The sequence below is a fragment of the Lapillicoccus sp. genome (genome assembly GCF_036559105.1).
GTDB lineage: Bacteria > Actinomycetota > Actinomycetes > Actinomycetales > Dermatophilaceae > Lapillicoccus.
The window spans coordinates 1-24,137 of record NZ_DATBTV010000123.1 but is presented as its reverse complement, the minus strand read 5'-3'; the positions used below and the strand labels follow the sequence as shown (position 1 = coordinate 24,137).

The window sequence follows — 24,137 nt, the reverse complement described above, 5'->3', positions numbered from 1 at the left end:
GCCAACGAGTGGTCAGTTGGCGTACTCGCCCCTGTAGTGCTCGAACGTCCAGCCGACGATCGACACGATCCCGAAGAACGCGCCGATGATGAACAGCCACCACCCGACGGCCAGGCCGAGGAAGCACACCGCGCCGGTGAGCCCGAGCCACAGTGGCCACCAGGAGTACGGCGTGAAGAACCCGTAGTCGCCCTCCTGCTCGGAGATCAGCGCGTTGGGGTTGTCCTCCGGGCGGTTGTCGAACCGGCGCCCGGTCACCGTGAGGTAGAAGGCGATCAGGCTGCACAGCGCGGCGGTCAGGAAGATGCCGAACGGCCCGACCATCTCGGTCCACCCGCTCCAGAACCCGTAGAGCAGCCCGACCGGGACGAAGAACACCGCCAGGACGATGAACACCTTGGCTTCGACCCTCATCGGGTCGCCGTCCCGTGTCCGGGTCCGTCGGGGTCGCTGGACTCACCGGGGTCGTGCCGAGGCATCTCGCCCAGGTCGGGTGGTCCCATCGCCTTGACCAGTGCCGGCGCGTCCGGGGCCCGCACCGTCGGAGGCGCGACCTCGGGATGGTGCAGGTCGAACGCCGGCCGCTCGGAGCGGATCCGCGGGATGCTGTCGAAGTTGTGGCGTGGCGGCGGGCAAGAGGTGGCCCACTCGAGCGAACCGCCGTAGCCCCAGGGGTCGTCGGTCTCGACGAGCGGTGCGTAGCGCCACGTCTTCCAGACGTTGTAGAGGAACGGCAGTGTCGACGCACCGAGGAGGAAGGCGCCGGCCGTGGAGATGACGTTCGCGGTCTGGAACCCCTCCTCCGGAAGGTAGTCCGCGTACCGGCGGGCCATGCCCTCGATGCCCAGCAGGTGCTGGATGAGGAAGGTCGTGTGGAACCCGATGAACAGCATCCAGAAGTGGATCTTCCCGAGCCGCTCGTCGAGCATCCGCCCGGTGAACTTCGGCCACCAGAAGTAGAAGCCGGAGAACATCGCGAAGACCACCGTGCCGAACACCGTGTAGTGGAAGTGCGCCACGATGAAGTAGCTGTCGGAAAGGTGGAAGTCGAGGGCCGGGCTGCTGAGGATGACGCCGGTCAGGCCGCCGAAGAGGAACGTGACGATGAAGCCGATCGCCCAGATCAACGAGGCGGAGAAGGTGATGGACCCGCCCCACATCGTGCCGATCCAGTTGAAGAACTTCACCCCGGTGGGGATGGCTATCAACATCGTCATGATCGCGAAGAACGGCAGCAGCACCTGGCCGGTCGCGTACATGTGGTGCGCCCAGACCGCCGCGGACAGGGCCGCGATGGCGATCAGCGCGAACACCATCGTCTTGTAGCCGAAGAGCGGCTTGCGCGAGAAGACCGGTAAGACCTCGCTGATGATGCCGAAGAACGGCAACGCGATGATGTAGACCTCTGGATGGCCGAAGAACCAGAACAAGTGCTGCCAGAGCATGGCTCCGCCGCTCTCGGCCTCGAAGACGTGGGCCCCGAACCGTCGGTCGGCGCCCAGCGCCAGCAGCGCGGCGGCCAGGACCGGGAACGCGATCAGCACCAGGATCGACGTCACGAGGATGGTCCACGTGAACATCGGCATCCGGAACATCGTCATGCCGGGGGCCCGCATACAGATGATCGTCGTGATGAAGTTGACCGCACCGAGGATCGTGCCGAACCCCGACAGGGCCAGGCCGAAGACCCACAGGTCGCCACCGAGCCCCGGGCTGTAGCTGTTGTCCGACAACGGCGAGTAGGCGAACCAGCCGAACGCCGCTGCGCCCTGCGGCGTGAGGAAGCCCGCGCCGGCGATCGCACCGCCGAAGAGGTACAGCCAGTACGCGAACATGTTGAGGCGCGGGAACGCGACGTCCGGTGCACCGATCTGCAGCGGCATCACCGCATTCGCGAATCCCGCGAACAGCGGAGTCGCGAAGAGCAGCAGCATGATCGTGCCGTGCATGGTGAACAGCTGGTTGTACTGCTCGGGGTTGTCGACGACCTGCAGCCCGGGAGCGGCCAGCTCGGTGCGGATGAGCAGGGCCATGATGCCGCCCAGCAGGAACCACACGAACGAGGTGATGAAGTAGAGGTTGCCGATGACCTTGTGGTCGGTGGTGGTGATGTACTTGATGACCGTCTGGCCGGGCAGGAGCTTGGGGCGCCGGTAGGTCCGTTCACCGGTGGAGTACTCGAGCGTCGACCCGCTCGGCGTCGTCGTCGTGGCGGCCATCTCTAGCTCCCGGAGGCTGAGGGGACGAGTTTCTGGTCCGCGGGCAGTACCGGCTCGCGGCTGAGAGTGTTGGGCAACTGGCCGGTCTGGCCGAGAGACTTCAACCGCGCGATCTCGGCGTCGTAGGCCCCCTGGGACACGACCTTGACCTGGAAGAGCATCTGAGAGTGGTAGGCGCCGCACAGCTCGGCGCACTTGCCCTGGAAGGTGCCCTCCTGCAACGGAACGACCTGGAACCGGTTGGTCTTGCCGGGGATCACGTCGAGCTTCTGCAGGAACGCCGGGACCCAGAACGAGTGGATGACGTCACGAGCGTTGAGGACGAACTCGACACGCTTGTTGACCGGGAGGACCAGGACCGGCTGCTGGTTCAGCGGCTCGCCGGTGCTCTTGTCGAGCTCGACCTGGACACCCGACTCGTAGACGTTGGCATCGACGTAGTTGAAGTCCCAGCTCCACTGCTTGGCCACGACGTTGATGGTGACGTCGGGCTTGGCGGAGACGTCCAGCAGAGCCGACTCGTCGCGCGCGGTGTAGTAGAAGAGCACACCAACCATGAGCACGGGGACGATCGTGTAGAGCATCTCGATCGGCACGTTGTACCGCAGCTGAGGCGGCAGGCCGACGTCGGTCTTCTTCCGGCGGTAGGCGACCATCACCCAGACGGTCAGGCCCCAGACGATCAGGCCGACGGCCAGGGCGGCGATCCAGGTGCCCACCCAGAGGTTGGTGACCCGGCCCGTGTTGTTGGTGACCTCGCCGCCGTTGGTCCCCTGCGGAAGCCATCCGCTCGACGCGGTGCCGTTGCTGGCACACCCGCTGAGGAAGACCGACGCCGCGACGAACAGGCCGGTGAGGGTGAGCCCCCGACGCGTCTGGCGCGCGGTCGGTCGTAGGTGCTTGCGCAACGGGGAACCTTCCGGGTCGGCGGAACCACAAGGACGCGAATCGGTGACCTCAGCGTACGTCGTCACCCTACTGCGTGGCCCCCCAGAATCATGGCTGGGTCGCGTCGCTGGTGAGGCTAACGTGACAGGCGTGTCGACGCTTTCGGGACCCCCCGGGACGAGCCGGGCGCGGGTCCTGCTCGACGGGGCCACCGCGCCCTTGGTCCCCGCCGCTCGCGAGGTTCTCGTGGCGGCGCTGGACGCGGGATGGGCCGACCCGCGACGGCTCTACGCGGAGGGCCGCCAGGCCCGGCGCCTCCTCGACGACGCCCGCGAGGCGGTCGCGTCGGGGCTCGGGGTACGGCCGCCCGAGGTCAGCTTCCTGCCGAGCGGCCCGGTCGCGCTGGCAGCGGGGATCGACGGCATCCGGTATGCGGGTCGCCGGCGCGGTATGCGGACGGTCGCCGGGGCGGTCGAGCACTCCGCGGTGCTCGTCCCCGGTCGGGCGCTGGCGGCGGGTTCCGACTCGCCGCAGCTGCTGGACGAGGTGGCGGTGGACGTGTCCGGGCGGGTGCTGTTGCCCGCCTGGGAAACCGCCCTCGCGGAGCCCGGCACGGTGGTCGCCGCGCTCCAGAGCGCGAACGGAGAGGTGGGCACCCGTCAGCCCCTGGCGGCCGTGTGGGAGGCCTGCCGGGCCCGAGGCGTACCGCTCGTCGTGGACTCTCAGGCCGGGCTGGGACGCGACGCGGTGCCCGAGGCCTACGACGTGCTCGTCGGCGACGCCCGGTCGTGGGGCGGGCCGGCCGGCGTCGGGGTGCTCGTCGTGCCGGAGCGCACGCGGTGGCGACGCCCGGGAGCGACGAGCGAGGCCGAGTTCGGACGGACCGACGCGGAGCCGGTGGTGCCCCTGGTACTCGCGGCGGCGGAGGCGTGGCTCGCGACGACCGCGGACCCCGTCGATGAGTCGATCAGCGCGCGTGAGCTCGTGGAGCAGGTCCGCACGGCGGCGGCCCGCGTTCCGGACACGATGGTGGTGGGCGACCCGGTCGACCGGCTGCCTCATGTCGTGACGTTCTCGTGCCTGTTCGTCGACGGCGAGGCGCTGGTCCATGAGCTCGACCGGCGCGGCTTCGCGGTGGCGTCCGGGTCGGCGTGCACGGCCTCCACGCTGGAACCCAGCCACGTGCTCGCCGCGATGGGCGTCCTGACCCACGGAAACGTACGGGTGACGCTCCCGTTGGCGGCCGCGGTTCCAGGTGGTGAGGCGGCTCGAGCGGCCGGGGTCCGGGCGTTCTGCGACGAGCTCCCCGGCGCGGTCGCCGCCGTGCGGGCGCAGCTGGGGACCGACCGGCTGTGAGCGCCGAACGCGAGGCGGACGAACGCGTCGAGGTCGTCGAGGTGGACGCCCGGGGCCTCAGGTGCCCGGTCCCGGTGGTCCGGCTCGCCGCGGCGATCCGCGACCGGCCGGAAGGGTCGCTGGTGCGGCTCCTGGCGACCGACCCGGCGGCGCGCTCCGACGTGGCCGCGTTCTGCCGGATGCGGGGTCACGAGCTGGTCGAGATCACCGACGAGCCGGAGCACACCGCATACCTCGTCCGCACCTAGCTCCGCACGAGCGGACCTTGGGCGCCGGAAGTCCGGGCTGTCCGCCGGAAGGTCCGTACGTGCGGAGACGTCAGCGGAAGGGTTCGGGCAGCGGGGCGGTCAGAGCGTCGGCCAGCAGCTGTAGGTACGCGGACCGGGGCACCTCGGTGACACCCAGCGTCGCCAGGTGCGGCGTGCGCCACTGCACGTCGACGAGGCGTCGCGGGTCGCCGTCGGCGGCCACGATGTCCACCATCCCGGTGACCGCCGCCTTGGACGCGTCGGTCGCCGTGTGGAACATCGACTCCCCCGCGAACAGGCCACCGATCGCGATCCCGTACAGCCCACCCACCAACCGGCCGTCCTGGCGCACCTCGACCGAGTGCGCCCACCCCATCCGGTGCAGCTCGGTGTAGGCCTCGACGATCTCGGGCGTGATCCACCGACCGGTACGCGACGGGTCGGCGCAGCCGGCGACCACCCCCGCGAAGTCGGTGTCCACGCATACCTCGAAGTGCCGCATCGACCGCCGCAGCGACCGACTCACGTGGTGGTCCCGCGGACGCAGGATCCCGCGCGGGTCCGGGGACCACCACCCGATCGGGGACGCCCCGGCGGCGCCGAGGCCCATCGGGAACAGGCCACGCGCGTACGCCTCGAGCACCGTGCCCGGTGCCAGGTCGGCGCCGACCCCGACGAGGTCCTCCCCCTGGTCCGCCCCGGTGGCGTCGAAGACGTACCGGGACGGCGGCGGGACCGTGGGCACGGCGGTCAGCCGTGCCGGCAGGCGACCACCGGGCTGATCTCGTCGGCGGAGTCGGCTCCGTAGGCGTCCGCGAGCCGCGACAGGAAGTGCTCCTGACGCAACTGGTACTCCTGCGTCCCCACTGTCTCGATGACGTAGGTCGCGAGCATCGAGCCCAGCTCGGCGCAGCGCCGGAGGTCCAGGCCACCGGAGAGGCCGGTGAGGAACCCGGCCCGGAACGCGTCGCCGACGCCGGTCGGGTCGGCCTTGCGGACCTCCCGTGCTACCGACACCGAGATGACGTCCTCCCCCTTGCGGTGGATGGTCACTCCCTCACTGCCCCGCGTGATGACCCGGACGTCGACCCGACGGGTGATCTCGTCCGCGGACCAGCCGGTCTTCTGCTCGGTGAGGTGCGCCTCGTACTCGTTCGTGAAGAGGTATGCGGCGCCGTCGACCAGGCGGCGGATCTCCGGGCCGTCGGCGAACGCCAGCTGCTGCGACGGGTCAGCGATGAAGGGGATGCCCCGGGTGCGGCACTCCTGGGTGTGCCGGAGCATCGCCTCGGGGTCGTTCGCGCCGACGAGGACGAGGTCGAGCCCGCCGACGCGCTGGGCGATCGGGTTCAGCTCGATGAGCCGCGCGTCGGACATCGCGCCGGCGTAGAACGTCGCGATCTGGGCCATGTCGTCGTCGGTCGTGCAGACGAACCGCGCCGTGTGCCGGGTGTCGCTGACGTGGACCGACTCGCAGTCCACCCCGTGACGCTCCAGCCAGGACCGGTAGTCGCCGAAGTCCTCGCCCACCGAGCCGACGAGGATCGGCCGCTGGCCGAGGTTCGCCATACCGAAGGCGATGTTGGCCGCCACGCCGCCGCGCCGGATCTCCAGCTCGTCCGCGAGGAAGGAGAGCGAGATCTTGTCGAGCTGCTCGACCACGAGGGAGTCACGGAAGCGACCCCGGAAGGTCATGAGGTGGTCGGTCGCAATGGACCCGGTGACCGCGATCTTCACGGGCGGCAACCTACCCCGGACATGCACGTCGGGGTGACATCGAGGCCGGGAAGCCGGCCGATGTCACCCCGACGGGTGCCTGCTGGTGCAGGGATCAGCTGAAGCTGTCGCCGCAGGCGCACGAGCTGCCCGCGTTGGGGTTGTCGATGGTGAACCCCTGCTTCTCGATGGTGTCGGCGAAGTCGATGGTCGCGCCGAGGAGGTAGGGGGCGCTCATCCGGTCGACGACCACCTCGACGCCCTCGAAGTCGCGCACCAGGTCACCGTCGAGCGTGCGCTCGTCGAAGTACAGCTGGTAGATCAGCCCGGAGCAGCCGCCGGGCTGGACGCCGACGCGCAGGCGTAGGTCGTCGCGGCCCTCCTGCTCGAGGAGGCTCTTGACCTTGGAGGCGGCGACGCCGGTGAGGACGACACCGTGAGTGTCGGTCTGCTGGGTGGTCTGGTCCTGGACGCTCATCCGTGGGTTCCTTCGGGTGTGCGGGGGAAGTCGGGCGTAACTGCCACAACCGCGCTGTCCCCAGATGTGTTCCCGAGGACCGCTCCAGTCTAAGCCGTGCCCTCGGGCGATGGTGACCAGGTCGCCGCCACGCGCGCGGCGCGGGCCTCCAGCGTGCCCACCGGGTCGGCGAGGGCGCCGGGGACGTCCTCGGGGCGGTCGCAGACGGCGTAGGCGCCCGAGAGCCCCGCGGTCATGGCCTCCCGGCGACCGACGCGCACCTGTCCGGCCAGGGCGACGGCGGGTACGCCGGCGGCCATGGCCAGCTCGGACACCGCCGACGGCGCGGAGTCGCGCAGACTCCGCCAGTCGTAGGTGCCTTCCCCCGTGACGACGAGATCCGCGCCGGCGACGAGCGCGGGCAGACCGATCTGCTGGGCGACGTACTGGGCCCCGTCCGCTCGGCGAGCCCCGAGCAGGAGCAGCGCGAAGCCGATGCCGCCGGCGGCGCCGGCCCCGGACTCCTTGTCGATGCGCCGGGCACCGCCCCCGAGCAGGTCGCGCGGTTGAGGAAGCACCCGCGTGACGACGTCCACCCACTGGCCGAAGGCCGCCTCGAGGGCCTGCGCCTGTTCCCTGGTGGCACCACGACCCTCGGCCTCGACGGCGCTCGCGCCCTGGAAGCCGAGCAGCGGCAACGTCGCCGACGTCGCCAGGACCAGCTCGACGGCCCGAAAGCGATGGACGACTGAGGTCAGGCCGGGGAGGTGACCGGTCGTCGCCTGCTGGAGAGCGAGGCCGCCCGCGCCGAGGACGTCGCGCTCCCCCGCACCGAGCGCCGCGAGCATCCCCGCGCCTGCGTCGTGCACCGCGGAGCCGGCGACGCCCACGACGATTCGGCGCGGTTCGGTGGAGAGGGCCAGGAGGAGCAGCTGGCCCACACCGAAGGAGGAGGTATGCGCCGGGTCGCGGTGGTCCGCGCCGACCAGGTCCGGCCCGCAGGCCTGCGCGGCCTCGACGTAGGCGGTCCGGGTCCCGTCGTCGTCGACCAGGAGCACCCCGGCCGGCACGGCGCGACCCGTCGGGTCCTCGATCGTGGCCGCCAGCGTCTGGCCACCGAGGGCGTCCCCGAGCACGTCGAGGAACCCGGGGCCGCCGTCCGACATGGGCGCCAGCACGAGGTCGTCGTGCGGCGCCGCGACGGACCACCCGCGGGCCATCGCCATCGCTGCCTCCTGAGCGGTCAGCGTCCCGGCGAACCGGGTCGGGGCGAGGACGACGCGCATACCGTCATGCTGGCAGGCCCGCTGGCCGCGTCCGAACTGAGATGTCTGTCGGTTCTCGGCGTCCCGGGGGCCAAACCCGACAAAGATCTGAGTCCGGTCGCGCGGGCGGAGCGCAGGTCGGAGTGCGTCTGGTGCTGCCCAGACGACCCCTACCGCACCCTGAGCCTCACGGTGCGGCTTCAGCCTGGTCCCTGGACCTCATGTCGCGGGTCATGTCGCGCTGGCGGTCGTGATCACCACCTCGGTCGCGACATGACCCGCGACCTGACCCGCGACATGACCCCGTGACGTCGTTCCGGGAGCAGCCATGGCGGGACGCGCTGACGCCGCTGGGTCGGCGCGGAGACCCAGTCCGACGAGGCGGTCGCACCGGGCACACCGGGCACACCGTGACGAGTCGAACACCTTGCGGCTCGACGGGCTGGCGAACCGGTAACCCGCCCCGGCATACGATCGGGTCGTGACGACGATCGCACGCGAAGGCGCCCACCCCCGCCCCTCGCTGATGCCGCTTCTCGTGCTCGGTCAGGGCCGCGACCTGGACTCCGAGCGCGGCGTCGAGTGCCCCGGCGATCTGCCCGCCCCATCCGATCCCGGACTGGTCGCCCGTGCTCGCAAGGCCAAGGCCGCGCTGGGCGACACCGTGTTCGTGCTCGGTCACCACTACCAGCGTGACGAGGTCATCGAGTTCGCCGACGTGACCGGCGACAGCTTCAAGCTGGCGCAGCAGGCGGCCGCGCGACCGGACTCGCCGTACATCGTCTTCTGCGGCGTCCACTTCATGGCCGAGTCGGCCGACATCCTCACCTCGAACGACCAGACGGTGATCCTTCCCGACCTCGCGGCCGGCTGCTCGATGGCCGACATGGCCGGCATCGGTCAGGTCGAGGACGCGTGGGACGAGCTGCTCGACGTGTTCGGCGACGGCATCGCCCGGATCGTCCGTCCGGTCACCTACATGAACTCGTCGGCGGCGATCAAGGCGTTCACCGGCCGGCACGGCGGGACGATCTGCACGTCGTCCAACGCGAAGACGGCGCTGCGCTGGGCCTTCGACCAGACCGGTGGCGTCGACGGCACCGGCAAGGTGCTGTTCCTGCCCGACCAGCACCTCGGCCGCAACACCGCGGTCCGCGAGCTCGGCCTGTCCCTCGACGAGTGCGTCCTCTGGGACCCGCACAAGCCGCACGGAGGCGTGACCCGGGAGCAGCTGGAGCGGGCCCGGATGATCCTCTGGCGCGGGCACTGCTCGGTGCACGGCCGCTTCACCGTCGAGGCGGTCGAGCAGGCGCGTCGCGACATCCCCGGTGTCAGGGTGATCGTCCACCCCGAGTGCCGCTACGACGTCTGCGAGCGGGCGGATGAGATCGGCTCCACCGAGCGGATCATCAAGACCATCGGGGCGGCTCCGGACGGCACGTCCTGGGTGGTCGGCACCGAGCTCAACCTCGTGAACCGGCTCCGCGAGATGTACCCGAACCAGACGATCGCCTTCCTCGAGAAGAACGTCTGCTACTGCTCGACGATGAACCGGATCGACCTGCCGCACCTCGTCTGGGCGCTCGAGTCGCTGGTGGACGGCCGCGTCGTCAACCCGATCCGGGTCGACCCCGACGTCGCGCACTGGTCCCGGATCGCCCTCGACCAGATGCTCGCCCTGCCCGGCGAGACCGCGAAGGACTGATGACGGCACTCGACCGGGTGGCCGTCCTTTCCGACGTCCACGGCAACCTCACCGCATACCAAGCGGTCCTCGCGGACATCGACGCGCGCGGCATCCGGCGGATCGTCAACCTCGGTGACGTCGTGGGCAAGGGACCGCAGGGAGCGGCCTGCGTGCGGCTGACGCGGGAGCGCTGCGAGGCGACGGTCCAGGGCAACTGGGAGGCGTTCCTCAGTGCCGGCGTCGACGGGGCGGCGGCGTGGTGGTGGAACCAGCTAGAGCCCGACCAGCAGGACTGGCTCGCGGGGTTGCCGTTCTGCCACGACCTCGTCCTCAGCGGCCGGCGTATCCGAATGCTTCACGCCTCGCCGCAAGGGGTGTTCAGCCGGGTGTCCTACCGGCACACGCCGGAGCAGTACGCGGGCATGTTCGTCAACTCGGAGCACACCGCTGACGGGCCGGAGCCGTCCTGCGTCCTCTACGGCGACATCCACGGCACCTATCTCGAGGGCGACGACAACCAGACCCTGGTCAACGTCGGCAGCGTCGGGAACCCGCTCGACGCGACGACCGCCTCCTACGTGGTTCTCGAGGGCGTCCCGGACTCGCTCGATCCGGCGCCGTTCGGGATCCAGTTCGTGCGGGTGCCGTTCGACATCGACACTGAGATCGCGATCGCCGCGGCGTCCGGTATGCCGGAGGCCAGGGAGTATGCGATCGAGCTGCGGACCGGCCTCTACCGGGGATACCAGCAGGACTAGTCGGCGGCCTCAGTCGTCGGAGTGGCTCACCACGTTGATGACGGTGCCGTTCGGCGCCCGGACGAAGAACCGCCGGACCCCCCAGGGTTCGGTGGTCAGCGGGTGGACGATCTCGTACCCGCGCCGCTGTGCCTCGGCGTAGGCCTCCTCGACCTCGTCGCCGACGTGGACGGACAGCTGCGAGTCGACCGGTGCGGACTCGTCCCGGGTCACGACCTGCACCGACGCCCGCCCGTCGGGCGTGCTGAACCGGGCCACCCAGCCGAGGTTCATCTCCTCGACGCTGAGGCCGAGGTAGTCCATGTAGAAGGCGCGCGCCTCCTCCAGGTCGGTGGCGGGCAGGTTGGCGGTGACACCGGTGGGATGCATTCGGTGTCAGTCCTTTCCCACGGTCAGCGTCATCCCCGCGATGCGGAGCCGCTCCACGAGGGCGTCGCCCATGGCCACCGCCGGCGTCAGCACTCCCCCGCCCGACTCCAGCGGGTCGGCGGTGAGGCACAGGGCCGACTCGCCGAGCATGACCGCCGTCGCCGCATACCCGGGGTCGCCCTTGGCCGCGACCACCGCGAGGAGCCGCCGTCCGGACTCGGTCGTGGTGCGGAGCTCGACCCGAAAGTGCCCCTCGGCGCGGGCCTTCTCGCCGGGACCGTCGCCCGGTGACGGCAGCAGTCGGTCGGCGACGGACCGGGTGTAGCGGTTCGACATCGCGGCCAACGCGGTCCCCAGGCCGGCGGCCAGCCCGTATGCCTGCAGCCGCGCCTCCGTGCCTCGCCCGAACCCGACCGCCTCGCGGTACCGGAACGCGGGCCCGTAGGCGTGGTCGAGCAGGGAGTCGCTGCGGCGGACGATGCGGGAGTTGTAGGACGCCATCACCCACGGCGCCGTCCACCGGCCGGTGGTCGCGTCGCGGTAGACGTACATCGCGTCGCGCTGCCCCGAGCGGTCCGGCTCGGCGGCCCGGTCGGTGCTCAGGGCAAACGGGTCGAACACCACCCGTCGCCGCGACGGGTCGGCTTCCAGCGCCTCCAGCTGGGAGCGCATCGTGTCGATCGTGCCGCCGCTGAACCCGCCGCTGAACTGCGTGACGAGCAACGTCGTGTCACCCAGTCCCCCGAGGCCCAGGCGGTCCGCCTCCCGGTGAAGAAGGTGGACGCCGAGGTCCGACGGGATCGAGTCGAACCCGCAGGCCGTGACGATGCGGGCGCCCGTGCGCTCGGCAGTCTCGTGGGCCGCGTCGACGGCGTCGCGGACGAAGAGCACCTCACCGGTCAGGTCGGCATAGTGCGTTCCGGCCTCCGCGCAGGCCCGGACCAGCGGGAGCCCGTAGCGCGCATACGGACCGACGGTGGTGACGACGACCCGCGTCGACCCGGCGAGGTCGGTGACCTGGGCGGGGTCGGTCGCGTCGCAGACGACGAGGGGCCAGTCGCGACCGCCGGCGGGGAGGTCTGACCGCACCTTCTCAAGCCGCTCGCGCGAGCGACCGGCGAGTGCAACCCGCATGCCGGCTGGTGCCTGTCGGGCGAGGTAGGCGGCGAGCAGGCGGCCAGCGAAGCCGGTGGCGCCGAAGACGACGAGGTCGTGCTCCCGGTCGGTCGACATGGCGTTCACCGGGTCATGGCTCCGAGTCGAGCCAGCAGCAGCGCCTCGGCCTGGCACACCCGCTCGAACTCACCCAGGTGCAGCGACTCATTGGCCCCGTGAGCGCGGCCATCGGGGTCCTCGACGCCGGTCACGAGAATCGCGGCGTCGGGAAAGACCTCGGCGAACCGTGCGACGAACGGGATCGACCCACCGGCGCCGATGTCGACGGGCTCGACACCCCACGCGTCGGTGAAGGCGGCGCGGGCCTGGTCGTAGACCGGGCCGTTCGCGTCGGCGTCGAACCCGGGGCCTTCGTCGTCGAGGGTGAGCTCCATCCGCGCGCCCCACGGGAGGTGCTTCTCGAGGTGTGCCTTGAGCAGCGCGTAGGCCTCCCGGGTGTCCTCGTCGGGGGCGATGCGCATGGACAGCTTGGCCGAGGCCGAGGGGACCAGCGTGTTGGACGACCGCTCGACGGTCGGCGCGTTGAACCCGATCGTCGTCAGCGACGGCTTGTTCCAGAGCCGGGTGAGGATCGAGCCCGACCCGATCGTCTGGACCCCGTCGAGCAGTCCGGACTCGAGGCGGAGGCGCTCCTCCGAGTAGTCGAGGTCGGACGCCTCCCCCGACTTGAGGCCCTCGACGGCCAGGGTGCCGTCGGCGTCGTGGAGGGTGGCGATGAGGCGGATCAGGGTAGTGATGGCATCCGGTACCGCCCCGCCGAACATCCCCGAGTGGACGCCGTGGTCCAGGGTGGTGATCGTCACGACGACCCGGATGAGTCCCCGCAGGGTGACCGTGAGCGCCGGTTCACCGATGTCCCAGTTGCCGGAGTCGGCCAGGACGATCGCGTCCGCACGCAGCTTCTCGCTGTGCCGCTCGAGGATCGCCAGCAGCGAGTCGCTGCCGACCTCCTCCTCACCCTCGACGAAGACCGTGACGCCGACCGGCGGCCCGTCCGGGAACGCGCGCAGGGCCGCGATGTGGGCCATGACCCCCGCCTTGTCGTCGGCCGCCCCGCGGCCGTAGAGGCGACCGCCCCGTTCGGTCGGTTCGAACGGCGGCGAGTCCCACAGGGCTTCGTCCCCTGGTGGCTGCACGTCGTGGTGGGCGTAGAGCGTGATCGTGGGCGACCCGGGTGGGCCGTCGAGGTGGCCGATCACCGCCGGCCGACCGCCCTCGCGGACGATCTCGACCTCGAGACCTTCGGAGCGCAGCAGTCCGGCGACCGCGTTCGCGCTGTCCTCGACGTGCTGCTGGTCGAAGGCGTCGAGCGAGACGCTGGGGATCCGGACCAAGGTGTCCAGGTCGAGACGCACCGCCGGCATCAGGGCGGTCACCCGTTGCTTGATCTGCTCGATCTGGTCGGGAGTGAGGACGTCGTCAGCCACGGCGGCGACTCTAGCGGCGCCCGTGACCCGGGCGACGGCATACCCTGTGGGGGTGCGTATGCCCTGGCAGCAGAAGACCCTCAACGACGAGTTGGCCGCGACGACCACCGTCCAGGACGAGCGGCCGGGCGCGAAGAACCGTCCGACTCCGAAGCGACGCGACCAGGAGGCGGCCCGGAAGCAGCCGCTGGTCGTGACCGACCGCAAGGTGGCCAAGGAGCGCGACAAGGAGAAGCGGCGCGAGGCGCTGGCCCGCCAACGGACGGCGATGGTCACCGGTGACGACGCCGGGCTGCCGGCGCGTGACAAGGGCCCGGAGCGCCGCTACATCCGCGACTACATCGACGCCCGGTGGAGTGTCGGCGAGATCGTCCTGCCGATCATGGTCATCGTGCTGGCCCTGTCGTTCCTGCGCACCAGCTGGGCGCTGATGACCGTCTTCTTCCTCACCTACGGCCTCATCGCCGTGGCGATCATCGACGCGGTGCTCATGTGGCGGCGGATCAAGTCCCGCCTCGTCGCCAAGTTCGGCGTCGGCAAGGTGCCCCAGGGCGCGCTGATGTACGCCGTGATGCGGGCCTTCCAGCTGCGCCCGACCCGGATGCCCAAGCCGCAGGTCAAGCGGGGCGACTACCCCACGTAGTCACCCAGCGTCGGCCTGCTCAGCCGAGGTCGGCGAACGCCTTCGGGGTGCGCGTCACGGCGTACGTCGCGAAGTACAGCTTGGCCAGGGTGCCGTCCGCGCCGCGGACCAGCTCGAGGCGTTCGCCCTGCTCGCGTCCGGCGACGGCCCGGAAGGTCGCCACGTCCTCCCGCACGAACCGCGTCTCGTCCCGCGGCGTCCCGGCCACGACCCGCATCCAGAGCTCACCCTCGCGGACCTCGAGGACCAGCTCCTCGCCCTCGCTCCACCACGGGCCGAGCAGCTCGTCGAGGTCGGGCTGAGGCCGTTCGGGGACCCAGGCCGACTCGATCCGGGGCAGGGCGTCGAGGACGCAGTCCAGCAGCCGGGTCGCGAGGGGGCCGGCCTCGGCGCCGGCGGTCGACGTCGCGACGACGAAGACACCCACGCGGTTGGTGCGGTTGACCCGTAGCCCCGAGAGGAACCCGGGCATCGCTCCGCGATGACCGACGTGGACCCGGTCGCCGCTGCGGACCAGCTCGTAGCCCAGCCCGTAGCCCGCGCGCCAGCTCTCCAGGTCGATCATGACCAACGGCCGGCACATCTCGTCCAGCGTCTGGGGCCGGAGCACGCGAGGGTCCGGCTGGGCGAGGAACGTCGCGTAGCGCGCCATGTCGGCGACCGTCGACCAGAGCCCTCCGAGCGGGGCCGTCGCGCGCAGCTCCAGCCGGGGTTCACGGGTCGCGGTGCCGGCGAACGGGTCGACCTGGAAGCCGTATGCGTGGTCGGCCGACGGGGTCAGGCCGGTGCGGCTCATCCCGAGCGGGGTCAGCACGCGTTCGCGCAGCACCTCCTCCCACGGCTGCTCACGCAGGCGTTCGACGACCTGGCCGAGCAGGGCGAACGCGAGGTTGGAGTAGTGGAAGGCGTGGTGGGGCGGGAGCACCTGCTCCGCGTCCTCGAGCTCGGCGACGAGGCGGTCGACGTCCGGCGCGTCGAGGTCCTCCCACAGATGTCCGACCGGCTCGCGCTGCAGGCCCGAGGTGTGGCTGAGCAGCCGACGAACGGTCAGGCTGGCGTGCCGCGACTCGGGCAGCCAGGTGCCGAGCGGGTCCTCGAGGTCGAGCCGGCCCTCGTCGCGCAGCTGCATGACCAGCACCGCGGTGAAGCTCTTGGTGATCGAGCCGATCATCACCTGGGTGTCGTCGTGCGCCGGTGTGGGCGGGTCGAGCCGAGCCAGGCCGACGTGGCTCGACCAGGCCAGCTCACCCTCCCGGGCGACCCCGACGGAGAGTCCGGGCGTGCGCCAGCTGCGCTGAGCGTCGGCGACCTCGGCCGAGAGGGTGGCGGCGAGGTGTTCGGGAAGGGGCATGTCGCGGAGGCTACCCACCCCGGTATGCGCGTCCTCACCGTCCGGTCCCCGTCCTGTTCCCGTCCGGTCCTCGTCATCGACTGCCAGTCAAGCGGCTCGGCTGCCGGTGGAACACCACTCAAGGTGCCCGACTGCCAGTCGAGCCGCGGACGGAGTCGGTGAACCGCCAGCCAAGGTGCTCGACTGCCAGTCGACCGGCCCACCCGGACGCCGAACCGGAGCCTGATTCACGACGCGGCCACCTCGAACCCTCGCACGGCACGCCCGAGCCGTCGCGCGGCCCGTCGGTCGTCAGACTGGGCGACCCCGCCAGCGGACGGTGGCGCCCACCGCATACGGGGCCGGGCGACACCCGTGGACCACCGATCCCGGGTCGTGGCGACCTGCGGCCACCGGTCGCGGCGACGCATACCCGTGCCGTCGTCCGCAGCCCGACCGGCGCCGGGAGGTCCCGGCCACCCGGACGGCGTCGAGGCCACATCGGGTCATACGGCGACCGGCCGGTCGGCGTCGTAGTCCTGGGGCGCGTCCTCGCCCTCGAGCTCCGGTCCGTGGCCCTGGCCGGCCGACTCGCGACCGGGCATGAAGAACGCGAGGACCAGCACCGCGACTCCGGTGACGGCCGCGAAGACCATCCCGAGCTGGATCCCGCCGCTCAGCGCCGAGACCGGGTCGGAGCCGGACGACACCAGGGTCGCCGACCGCACCGAGAGGATGGTCACGACGACCGCGGTGCCGATCGCCGCGGCGACCTGCTGCAGGGTGCCGAGCACGGCGCTGCCGTGCGGGTAGAGGTGCGGCGGCAGGGCGCCGAGGCCGGTCGTGAAGACCGGGGTGAAGATCAGCGCGAACGCGACACTCATCAGCACGTGGAGGGTGAGCAGCCACCAGGCCGGGGACGAAGTACCGATTGTCGCGAACCCCGCGAGCACGCCGAGCAGCAGCGCCGACCCCGGCACGACGAGCACCCGCGCGCCGTACTCGTCGAACAGGGCGCCGACCCGGGGGCCGAGCAGGCCCATCACCAGCCCGCCGGGCATGAGGAGCAGCCCGGTGGTGAGGGGCGTCATGCCGGAGACGCTCTGGAGGAACAGCGGCAGAGTGATCATCACGCCCATCAGCGCCATGAAGGCCAGGCACATGAGCGCCAGCGCGATCGCGAAGGTGCGGTAACCCAGGGTGCGCAGGTCGAGCAGCGGGGTACCGGTGCGCTGCAGCCGCAGCTGACGCCACCCGAACACCACGATGAGGAGCGCCCCGACGACCAGGGTCGGTACGGCGGGCAGGCCGCCGACCTCCCGCGTGTCCACGCCGATCTGGCTCAGCCCGTAGACGAACGTGCCGAACCCGAGCGCCGAGAGCACGACGCTGACCCAGTCGATCCCGCCGGGCTTCGGTTCGCCGACGTTGACCAGCTTGCGCAGACCGATGACGAGCATGCCGGCCGCGATCGGGACGACGACGGCGAAGATCCAGCGCCACGAGCCCAGCTGGAGAAGGACTCCGGACACGGCCGGGCCGAGGGCGGGCGCGACGGCCATGGCGAGGGTGACGTTGCCCATGACCTTGCCGCGTTCGCTCGGGGCCACGATGGTCATCAGCGTCGTCATCAGCAGCGGCATCATCACGGCGGTGCCGCTGGCCTGGACGATCCGGGCCGCGAGCAGTACGGGGAAGCTCCACGCCGCGGTCGCAAGGACCGTGCCGGTGATGAACAGCCCGAGCGCCACCGTGAACGCCCGACGGGTGGTGACGCGCTGCAGGAACCAGCCGGTCATCGGGATGACGACGGCCAGGGTCAGCATGAACGCTGTCGAGAGCCACTGCGCGGCCCGCGCGGTGATGTCGAAGTCGTGCATGAGCCGCGGGATCGCGTTGACCATGATGGTCTCGTTGAGGATCACCACGAACGTGGCGCCCACGAGGACCCGCAGGATGCCGGTGGCGTCCGGGTGCGTGGACGTCGCCGTCCGGTGGTCGGTGGAGGGGGTCACGTCGGGTCCTTCGATCGTCAGGCTCGGGCTCATGCGGGTGAGACCCCGTCGTCTCGCTGAAGTCATCGGGTGCGGCGGCCGAGATGGTCTGAGGGCGACGACACCGCCAACATCCCTGTCTCCTGCGCGTACCCGGAAAGGCTATGCGGGCTCCCCGACACCGCGGCAACCGCTTTTCACCGGGGCGCGACGGCGCGTCAGCGACGTCACTGCATCGGCTGGAGGCTCATCGGTCCGTAGACGACCGTGTCGCCCTCCCGCAGGGTGACGGCGTCCACGCCGGCGTCGAGCAGGTCGCGCCACTCCTCACCGAGCCAGGACTCCGCCTCGCTCTGCGAGGGGAACGTGCCCCCGGCCGCGGTGTCGGTGACGGGGTGGCGCTGCGCGTCGAGGAGCTCCCAGGACCAGTTCCCGCTCATGGTGCCGATGCTACGCATACTCTGCCGGTCGACCCGGCGTGAGAGGTTCGTCGCATGACCCGCCCGCGCCCGCATAGCCGTCGCGTCCTGCCGCTCGCGGCCGTCGCCGCGCTGGTCCTCGGCCTGCTGACCGCCACCTCCGCGCACGCGGCCACCTTCCAGTACTGGGGCTACTACCAGCTCACCAACGGTGCCTGGGTGTTCGCCCAGAAAGGGTCCGGCGAGACGAACCCCACCGACGGGTCCGTGGAGGGTTGGCGGTGGGCCATCACCGAGGAGAGCGGGACTCCCCCGCGTACCCCGCGGGTGACGCCCACGTTCGAGCAGGTCTGCGACGCGACCGACGCGCAGTCCGGGATGAAGCGGGTCGCCGTCGTCCTCGACTACGGGCGAGCGGTCGACGGCGACGGCACCTCGACACCGCCCGACGTGGCGGCCGAGTGCGCCGTCGTCCCGGCCGCGGCGACGGGCGCCGAGGTCCTGGCGGCCGTCGCGGCGGTGCGCAACGGCACCACCGGACTCGTCTGCGGCATCAACGGCTACCCGGCGACCGGCTGCGGCGGTGCCGTGGCCTCGCTCACCGAGGAGCAGAAGGCCGCGGACACGCCGGTGACCCTCGCCGCCGCGGCGTCGGCGTCGGCCCAGACCCAGCCGCCGGATGGTACGACTCCGGGCGCGACACCGTACTCACCCACGGCGACCGCCGGGCCGGTGACCGCACCGGCACCCGGCGCCGCGAGCGGATCGGGTGTCCCGCTCGTCGTCTGGGTCGGACTGGTGATCCTGCTGCTCGGCGTCGCCGCGCTCGTGTGGGCGGCCCGGCGACGCGGCCAGGAGGTCTGACCCGCCGTCGAACCGGGCTCAGGCCTGCCGGGTCTGCACCTGGACGAACGGCGGCTTGACCACGGTGGCGGCAACCTCCCGGCCGCGGACGTCGATGACGACATCGTCACCCAGGCCTACCGACGGCTCGAGCAGGGCGAGGGCGATCCCCTGACGCAAGGTCGGCGAGAACGTCCCGGACGTCACCTCGCCGACCGGCCGCCCGTCGACGGTGACCGTGCAGTGCTGGCGCGGGATGCCGCGGCCGGTGACGAGCAGGCCCCACGACTGCCGCGCCGGGCCGGCCGCCTTCTCGGCGGCGAGGGCCTCACGACCCCAGAACTCCGGTTTCTTCCAGCCGACCGCCCAGCCTGCGCGGGCTTGTACCGGCGTGATGTCGAGGGACAGGTCCTGCCCGTGCAGGGGGTAGCCCATCTCGGTCCGCAGCGTGTCGCGCGCGCCGAGACCGCACGGCAGCCCGTCGTATGCAGCCATGGCCTCGGTCAGTGCGTCCCACAGCGCCACGGAGTCCTCCCAACGCGGTACCAGCTCGTACCCGCGCTCGCCGGTGTAGCCGGTCCGGCACACGATGACCGGGCGGCCGTCCCAGTCGGCCACGGCGAACCCCATGTAGTCGTGCTCGGTCGGCAGTCCCAGCGCTCGGACCACCTCGTCCGCCTGCGGTCCCTGCACGGCGATGATCCCGTATGCGTCGTGCAGGTTCTCGACGTCGATCCCCTCGGGCGCCGCCTCCGCGAGCAGTCGCACGACCTCCGTGGTGTTGGCCGCGTTGGGGATGAGGAAGACGTCGTCCTCGGCACGGACGTACTGGATGAGGTCGTCGACGACCCCGCCGGACTCGGCGCAGCACATCGTGTACTGCGCCTTGCCGGGCCCGATCTTGCGCAGGTCGTTGGTGAGGCAGGCGTTGACGAAGTCGACGGCACCGGGGCCGGTCACCGACGCCTTGCCCAGGTGGCTGACGTCGAAGATCCCGACCCGCTCGCGCACGGCGGTGTGCTCCGCGACGACCCCGCCGCCGGGGTACTCGATGGGCATGTCCCATCCCCCGAAGTCCGCCATCTTCGCCCCGAGGGCGACGTGACGCTCGTGCAGTGGCGAGGTCTTGAGGTCGGCCATGCCGCCGAGGCTAGTCGGGTCCCCGCTGCGTATCGGAGCGGAGACGTCGTGGGGTCACCTGGTAGGGGTCAGCTGCCGGCCTTGCGGCGGAACATCTGCTGCGCCTTCGCTGGTCCGTGCGCCTCGTTGACCTTCGGTGCGTCACCGTCTGCCGAGACGTCCATCCCGGCGTGGGCGTGCTTCTTGTCCAAGGCTTCGCGGAACTTCGCCTTCATCTCCTCGGAAGGTCCGGACGACTTCTTCTTGCCCTTCGAGGTCCCTTTGGACGTGCCCTTGGACGGCATCTCACGCTCCTGACGTGTCACCTCTCGACGTCACGTTGACGTCGCTCCCACGGTGTCTTCCGAACCACTGTGTCATCCGGTGCGCGCCGGGCGCCACGCGGTTCAGGCCTGGCCGCGCCGCTGGCGCGAGCTCCACTCGCGCATCCGCTTCGGGTAGCCGGTCAGCAGGACGTCGTAGACGGGGATGTCGAGCGAGCGCGCGAGCTCGAAGGCCGCCTTGCGCGAACCGACGGCGCGACGGGTCCACTCACCGTCGGTCGCGACGAGGACGACGCTCTCGGCGGTGACGTTCGTGGCCGGTTCGACGTAGGCCTCGACGCCCCTGCGCGTGGTCGCGAACCCGCGCAGGTGGTCGCGGACCGCCTTGTGGTCCACCGACATGCTCGGACCGTCGCTCCGGCGCGGATCCCCGCTCGCCTTGCCGCGCAACCGGCCGAACAAACGCATGGCTGAGGGTACCCTGCGCAGGTGGTTGCTCCGGGAGGGCAGGGCCTTTGGCAGCCCCGGGGATCCGGGCTGCTCGTCGCCGTCGTGGGGCTGTCCGTCGTCGCGCTGGTCGTCCACGGCGCGATCGCTCTGCTGCTCCTCCACGGCACCGTACGGCCTCCCGTCGCCGCGGACCGGCCGGTCGGGCGACCGACGCCGACGGCGACCACTCCGAAGCCCACCACGACACCGGCGCCGACCTCCCCGCCGCCCAGCACCGGCACCCCCGGATCGGCGGCTCCGGCGGCCGCGGGCGCGCTGCACCTCGACCATGCCTGCCTGGTCGCCGACAACCCGCCGACCTCGGCGCACATCCCGTCGGGCGACCCGTTCGGCTCCGATCTCAGCCACCTCGGCAGCGGTGCGGAGCTGCAGCGCCTCTACGACGTGCACAGCGGCACGCTGGAACCCGCGGACGCTGCCGGGCCGGTCCGCGAGTGCGACCGCCGGCTGTGGGCCATCGTGGTCGCCGCCACGCCCGTGGAGGTGCTCGAGTACGTGGACGAGCTCCTCGTCTTCGACGCGGACGTCAGCGCGGGCACGGCCGTCGGCGAGGTGTTCGCCCAGCCGAACAGCACCGAGGCGAGCGCCCACTGGCGGCTCTCTCTCGCGCTCAACAACTCCACCGACCTCGACGTCACGTTCAACGTCGCCCACGAGGTCGGTCACCTGCTCAGCCTCAACCGGGCCGAGATGACCGGGCAGGACGAGTCCTCGTGCCAGGGGATCTTCATGGGAGAAGGGTGTCTGAAGGACCGGGCGACGCTCGCGACGTACATCGACGACACTTGGGGCGACGACGTGCTCGACGAGTGGTCCACGGCCGACGACCTCACCGACGACCAGCAGCAGGCCGACGCTTTCGACGCCTTCTACGAGAAGCACCACGACCAGTTCGTCGACGCGTACGCCGCCACCCACCCGGTCGAGGACTTCGCCGAGAGCTTCGCCATGTGGTGCGCCCTCGGCCCGTCCAGCCCGCTCCTGCCGGACTTCATCGAGGGCGACCCGACGGACGGCGCCGCGAAGCTCGCCTGGTTCGACGACCCGTCCCACGCCGTGGGGTTGCAGGCGCGCGCACGGCGCGAGGCGCTGCAGGCCTTCACGCGCTGACCTCGGAAGACCCGGGAGGACCCGCATACGTCATCAGTGACAAGATGCTGACGTACCCGCTTGCGAAGGAGCTCGCTCATGCCGGCTGATGCCGACACGCCCTACGACGTCGTCGTCCTGGGGGGTGGCAGCGGAGGGTATGCCTGTGCCCTGAGGGCCGCGGAGCTCGGACTCTCGGTCGCTCTCGTCGAGAAGGGCAAGCTCGGCGGCACGTGTCTGCACAACGGCTGCATCCCCACCAAGGCCCTCCTCCACGCCGCCGAGGTGGCCGACTCCGCCCGTGAGGGCAGCCGGTTCGGCGTCAAGTCGACCTTCGAGTCGGTCGAGATGAGCGGCGTGCACGCCTACAAGGACGGTGTCGTGGGGCGGCTCTACAAGGGGCTCCAAGGCCTGGTGGCGTCGCGGTCGATCGAGTTCGTCCAGGGCACGGGCCGGCTCGGTGGCCCCGACACCGTCGATGTCGACGGTCGCCGCATCACCGGCCGCAACGTCGTGCTGGCGACCGGCTCCTACGCGAAGTCGTTGCCCGGCCTGGAGATCGGCGGTCGGATCATGACCAGCGACCAGGCGCTGACCATCGACCACGTCCCGGCCCGGGTGGTCGTCCTGGGCGGTGGGGTCATCGGCGTCGAGTTCGCGTCGGTGTTCCGCTCGTTCGGCTCGGAGGTGACCATCGTCGAGGCGCTGCCGCGGCTGGTCGCGGCCGAGGACGAGGCCATCTCGACCCAGCTGCAGCGCGCCTTCCGCAAGCGCGGCATCGCCTTCCGCACCGGTGTCCGGTTCGCCGGAGCGCGGCAGGAGGGCGACGTCGTGACCGTGGAGCTCGAGGGCGGCGGCTCGGTCGAGGCGGACCTGCTCCTCGTCGCCGTCGGCCGCGGTCCGAGCACGGACGGGCTCGGCTACGAGGAGGCCGGCGTCACCGTCGAGCGCGGCCTGGTCCCGACCGACGAGCGGCTCCGGACCAACCTGCCCCACGTGTATGCGGTGGGAGACATCGTCCCGGGGCTCCAGCTCGCGCACCGGGGGTTCGCGCACGGAATCTTCGTGGCCGAGGAGATCGCCGGCCTCTCCCCCGCGCCGGTCGAGGACCGCGGCATCCCGCGGGTCACCTACTGCGACCCCGAGATCGCCTCCGTCGGGCTGACCGAGACGCAGGCCCGAGAGGCATACCCGGAGGTCGAGACCTACGAGTACAACCTCGGCGGCAACGGCAAGTCCCAGATCCTCCAGACGCAGGGTTTCGTCAAGCTCGTCCGCGAGAAGGATGGCCCGGTCGTCGGGGTGCACATGATCGGCTCGCGGATGAGCGAACAGGTCGGCGAGGCGCAGCTCATCGTCAACTGGGACGCATTCCCGTCGGATGTCGCCGGCCTGGTCCATGCGCACCCGACCCAGAACGAGGCCCTCGGCGAGGCGCACCTCGCCCTCGCCGGGAAGCCGTTGCACGCCCATGCCTGACCACCCATTGACCCGCACGTCCCCATGAGGCCGACCGCTCGGCCACAATGTGCGCACCGACCGATCGCCAAGCCAGTCGCCAATCCAGCCTTCTGAGGAGTTCGTCTCATGTCCGAACGCGTGACCATGCCGGCCCTGGGTGAGTCCGTTACCGAGGGGACGGTCACCCGCTGGCTGAAGAACATCGGCGACTCCGTCGAGGTGGACGAACCGCTCCTCGAGGTCTCGACGGACAAGGTCGACACCGAGATCCCGTCGCCGGTCGCGGGCACCCTGCAGGAGATCCTCGTGCAGGAGGACGACACCGTTCCCGTGGGCGCCGATCTGGCCGTCATCGGTGAGGGCGCCGCGGCCGGTGGCTCCGGCGAGCCCGGCGGTGGCGACGAGGCGCAGAGTGGGGCGGCTCAGGGCGACGCGGCCGAGGAGGACGCGGCCGAGTCGCAGGACGCGTCGGCGCCCGAGCCAGAGCAGCCCGAGCCAGAGGCCCCGTCCACGGAGCAGCCGGTCGCGGAGCAGACCTCGGAGCCGGAGCAGAGCCAGGCCCAGGGCTCCGGTCAGCAGCAGTCGAGCGGGGGGGCGGACGGCGCGGGAGGTTCGGGCGGTGCGTCCGGCGGGCAGACCGTCACGATGCCCGCGCTCGGCGAGTCGGTCACGGAGGGCACCGTTACGCGCTGGCTGAAGGCGGAGGGCGACACGGTCGAGGTCGACGAGCCGCTGCTCGAGGTCTCCACCGACAAGGTCGACACCGAGATCCCCTCGCCGGCCGCCGGTGTCCTCTCGAAGATCCTGGTCCAGGAGGACGAGGTCGTGCCCGTCGGTGGTGACCTGGCGGTCATCGGCGGCGAGTCGGGCGGCGAGTCG

General features: G+C 71.1%; 25 protein-coding genes. 9 read left to right on the top strand and 16 right to left on the bottom strand.

Annotated elements, in window-relative coordinates; all coding sequences use genetic code 11:
- Positions 1-12: 12 nt before the first annotated feature.
- From VIG79_RS15710 to coxB, 3 genes are read right to left on the bottom strand one after another with little or no spacing between them, the layout of a single operon-like run.
- Positions 13-414 carry a cytochrome c oxidase subunit 4 gene (locus VIG79_RS15710; protein WP_331887362.1) on the bottom strand — a complete coding sequence of 134 codons (402 nt, stop codon included), beginning with the start codon at positions 412-414 and terminating at the stop codon, positions 13-15.
- Positions 411-2,219: a cytochrome c oxidase subunit I gene (gene ctaD / locus VIG79_RS15705; RefSeq protein WP_331887360.1), complete on the bottom strand. Its 1,809-nt coding sequence runs from the start codon at positions 2,217-2,219 to the stop codon at positions 411-413. Before ctaD ends, VIG79_RS15710 begins: the two co-directional genes overlap by 4 nt.
- A 2-nt stretch (positions 2,220-2,221) precedes the next feature.
- Positions 2,222-3,127 carry a cytochrome c oxidase subunit II gene (coxB, locus tag VIG79_RS15700; protein WP_331887358.1) on the bottom strand — a complete coding sequence of 302 codons (906 nt, stop codon included), beginning with the start codon at positions 3,125-3,127 and terminating at the stop codon, positions 2,222-2,224.
- A gap of 130 nt (positions 3,128-3,257) precedes the next feature.
- On the opposite strand from coxB, the gene VIG79_RS15695 reads away from it, so the two are divergent.
- Together VIG79_RS15695 and VIG79_RS15690 are read left to right on the top strand one after the other, a co-directional pair.
- Complete coding sequence (locus tag VIG79_RS15695) at positions 3,258-4,463, top strand: cysteine desulfurase family protein (protein ID WP_331887356.1); 1,206 nt, start codon at positions 3,258-3,260, stop codon at positions 4,461-4,463.
- Positions 4,460-4,711: a sulfurtransferase TusA family protein gene (locus VIG79_RS15690; protein WP_331887354.1), complete on the top strand. Its 252-nt coding sequence runs from the start codon at positions 4,460-4,462 to the stop codon at positions 4,709-4,711. The genes VIG79_RS15695 and VIG79_RS15690 overlap by 4 nt, the downstream gene beginning before the upstream one ends.
- Positions 4,712-4,781: 70 nt before the next feature.
- Here the strand turns inward: VIG79_RS15690 and aat are convergent, their stop codons facing one another.
- The 4 genes from aat to VIG79_RS15670 all read right to left on the bottom strand — a co-directional run bounded on the left by aat (position 4,782) and on the right by VIG79_RS15670 (position 8,170).
- Positions 4,782-5,456 carry a leucyl/phenylalanyl-tRNA--protein transferase gene (aat, locus tag VIG79_RS15685; RefSeq protein WP_331887352.1) on the bottom strand — a complete coding sequence of 225 codons (675 nt, stop codon included), beginning with the start codon at positions 5,454-5,456 and terminating at the stop codon, positions 4,782-4,784.
- A gap of 5 nt (positions 5,457-5,461) precedes the next feature.
- The gene (locus tag VIG79_RS15680) at positions 5,462-6,448 is read right to left on the bottom strand and encodes a carbohydrate kinase family protein (RefSeq protein ID WP_331887350.1); all 987 of its coding nucleotides are present in this window, start codon (positions 6,446-6,448) and stop codon (positions 5,462-5,464) included.
- Positions 6,449-6,542: 94 nt separating this feature from the next.
- Positions 6,543-6,905, bottom strand: coding sequence for an iron-sulfur cluster insertion protein ErpA (gene erpA / locus VIG79_RS15675; protein WP_331887348.1), 363 nt, complete (start codon positions 6,903-6,905; stop codon positions 6,543-6,545).
- Positions 6,906-6,994: 89 nt separating this feature from the next.
- Positions 6,995-8,170 carry a glycerate kinase gene (locus tag VIG79_RS15670; RefSeq protein ID WP_331887346.1) on the bottom strand — a complete coding sequence of 392 codons (1,176 nt, stop codon included), beginning with the start codon at positions 8,168-8,170 and terminating at the stop codon, positions 6,995-6,997.
- A gap of 505 nt (positions 8,171-8,675) precedes the next feature.
- On the opposite strand from VIG79_RS15670, the gene nadA reads away from it, so the two are divergent.
- Together nadA and VIG79_RS15660 are read left to right on the top strand one after the other, a co-directional pair.
- The gene (nadA, locus tag VIG79_RS15665) at positions 8,676-9,854 is read left to right on the top strand and encodes a quinolinate synthase NadA (RefSeq protein ID WP_331887365.1); all 1,179 of its coding nucleotides are present in this window, start codon (positions 8,676-8,678) and stop codon (positions 9,852-9,854) included.
- Complete coding sequence (locus VIG79_RS15660) at positions 9,854-10,594, top strand: metallophosphoesterase family protein (RefSeq protein WP_331887344.1); 741 nt, start codon at positions 9,854-9,856, stop codon at positions 10,592-10,594. The genes nadA and VIG79_RS15660 overlap by 1 nt, the downstream gene beginning before the upstream one ends.
- Positions 10,595-10,603: 9 nt before the next feature.
- On the opposite strand, the gene VIG79_RS15655 is transcribed toward VIG79_RS15660, so the two are convergent.
- The 3 genes from VIG79_RS15655 to VIG79_RS15645 are packed head-to-tail and all read right to left on the bottom strand — an operon-like array spanning position 10,604 to position 13,566.
- A complete protein-coding gene (locus VIG79_RS15655; RefSeq protein WP_331887342.1) occupies positions 10,604-10,963 on the bottom strand; it encodes a VOC family protein in 360 nt (119 codons plus the stop codon).
- 6 nt (positions 10,964-10,969) lie between these two features.
- Positions 10,970-12,196: a saccharopine dehydrogenase family protein gene (locus tag VIG79_RS15650; protein WP_331887340.1), complete on the bottom strand. Its 1,227-nt coding sequence runs from the start codon at positions 12,194-12,196 to the stop codon at positions 10,970-10,972.
- A 5-nt stretch (positions 12,197-12,201) separates the two neighbouring features.
- The gene (locus VIG79_RS15645; RefSeq protein WP_331887338.1) at positions 12,202-13,566 is read right to left on the bottom strand and encodes a dipeptidase; all 1,365 of its coding nucleotides are present in this window, start codon (positions 13,564-13,566) and stop codon (positions 12,202-12,204) included.
- A gap of 58 nt (positions 13,567-13,624) precedes the next feature.
- Here VIG79_RS15645 and VIG79_RS15640 point away from each other — a divergent pair, with 58 nt between their 5' ends.
- A complete protein-coding gene (locus tag VIG79_RS15640; protein WP_331887364.1) occupies positions 13,625-14,209 on the top strand; it encodes a DUF3043 domain-containing protein in 585 nt (194 codons plus the stop codon).
- A gap of 19 nt (positions 14,210-14,228) precedes the next feature.
- Here VIG79_RS15640 and VIG79_RS15635 read toward each other — a convergent pair whose 3' ends face one another.
- From VIG79_RS15635 to VIG79_RS15625, 3 genes are all read right to left on the bottom strand, one after another.
- On the bottom strand, positions 14,229-15,560 hold the full coding sequence (locus VIG79_RS15635; protein ID WP_331887336.1) for a serine hydrolase domain-containing protein: 1,332 nt from the start codon (positions 15,558-15,560) through the stop codon (positions 14,229-14,231).
- A 485-nt stretch (positions 15,561-16,045) separates the two neighbouring features.
- Positions 16,046-17,554, bottom strand: coding sequence for an MDR family MFS transporter (locus VIG79_RS15630; protein WP_331887334.1), 1,509 nt, complete (start codon positions 17,552-17,554; stop codon positions 16,046-16,048).
- A gap of 206 nt (positions 17,555-17,760) precedes the next feature.
- Positions 17,761-17,973: a hypothetical protein gene (locus tag VIG79_RS15625; protein WP_331887332.1), complete on the bottom strand. Its 213-nt coding sequence runs from the start codon at positions 17,971-17,973 to the stop codon at positions 17,761-17,763.
- A gap of 54 nt (positions 17,974-18,027) precedes the next feature.
- On the opposite strand from VIG79_RS15625, the gene VIG79_RS15620 reads away from it, so the two are divergent.
- Complete coding sequence (locus VIG79_RS15620) at positions 18,028-18,816, top strand: SCO2322 family protein (protein WP_331887330.1); 789 nt, start codon at positions 18,028-18,030, stop codon at positions 18,814-18,816.
- Positions 18,817-18,834: 18 nt separating this feature from the next.
- On the opposite strand, the gene gcvT is transcribed toward VIG79_RS15620, so the two are convergent.
- From gcvT to VIG79_RS15605, 3 genes are all read right to left on the bottom strand, one after another.
- Entirely contained in the window at positions 18,835-19,935 is a 1,101-nt protein-coding gene (gene gcvT / locus VIG79_RS15615) for a glycine cleavage system aminomethyltransferase GcvT (protein ID WP_331887328.1), read from the bottom strand.
- Positions 19,936-20,003: 68 nt separating this feature from the next.
- Positions 20,004-20,219, bottom strand: a complete 216-nt coding sequence (locus tag VIG79_RS15610; protein ID WP_331887326.1) for a DUF5302 domain-containing protein — start codon at positions 20,217-20,219, stop codon at positions 20,004-20,006.
- A gap of 102 nt (positions 20,220-20,321) precedes the next feature.
- A complete protein-coding gene (locus VIG79_RS15605; RefSeq protein ID WP_331887324.1) occupies positions 20,322-20,666 on the bottom strand; it encodes a hypothetical protein in 345 nt (114 codons plus the stop codon).
- Between the two features lie 21 nt (positions 20,667-20,687).
- Between VIG79_RS15605 and VIG79_RS15600 the strand changes: the two genes are divergently transcribed.
- From VIG79_RS15600 to VIG79_RS15590, 3 genes are all read left to right on the top strand, one after another.
- A complete protein-coding gene (locus VIG79_RS15600; protein ID WP_331887322.1) occupies positions 20,688-21,818 on the top strand; it encodes a hypothetical protein in 1,131 nt (376 codons plus the stop codon).
- Between the two features lie 78 nt (positions 21,819-21,896).
- Positions 21,897-23,276 carry a dihydrolipoyl dehydrogenase gene (gene lpdA, locus VIG79_RS15595; RefSeq protein ID WP_331887320.1) on the top strand — a complete coding sequence of 460 codons (1,380 nt, stop codon included), beginning with the start codon at positions 21,897-21,899 and terminating at the stop codon, positions 23,274-23,276.
- A 108-nt stretch (positions 23,277-23,384) separates the two neighbouring features.
- Positions 23,385-24,137, top strand: a 753-nt coding sequence (locus VIG79_RS15590; protein ID WP_331887318.1) for a biotin/lipoyl-containing protein, incomplete at its 3' end; no start/stop codon positions are given.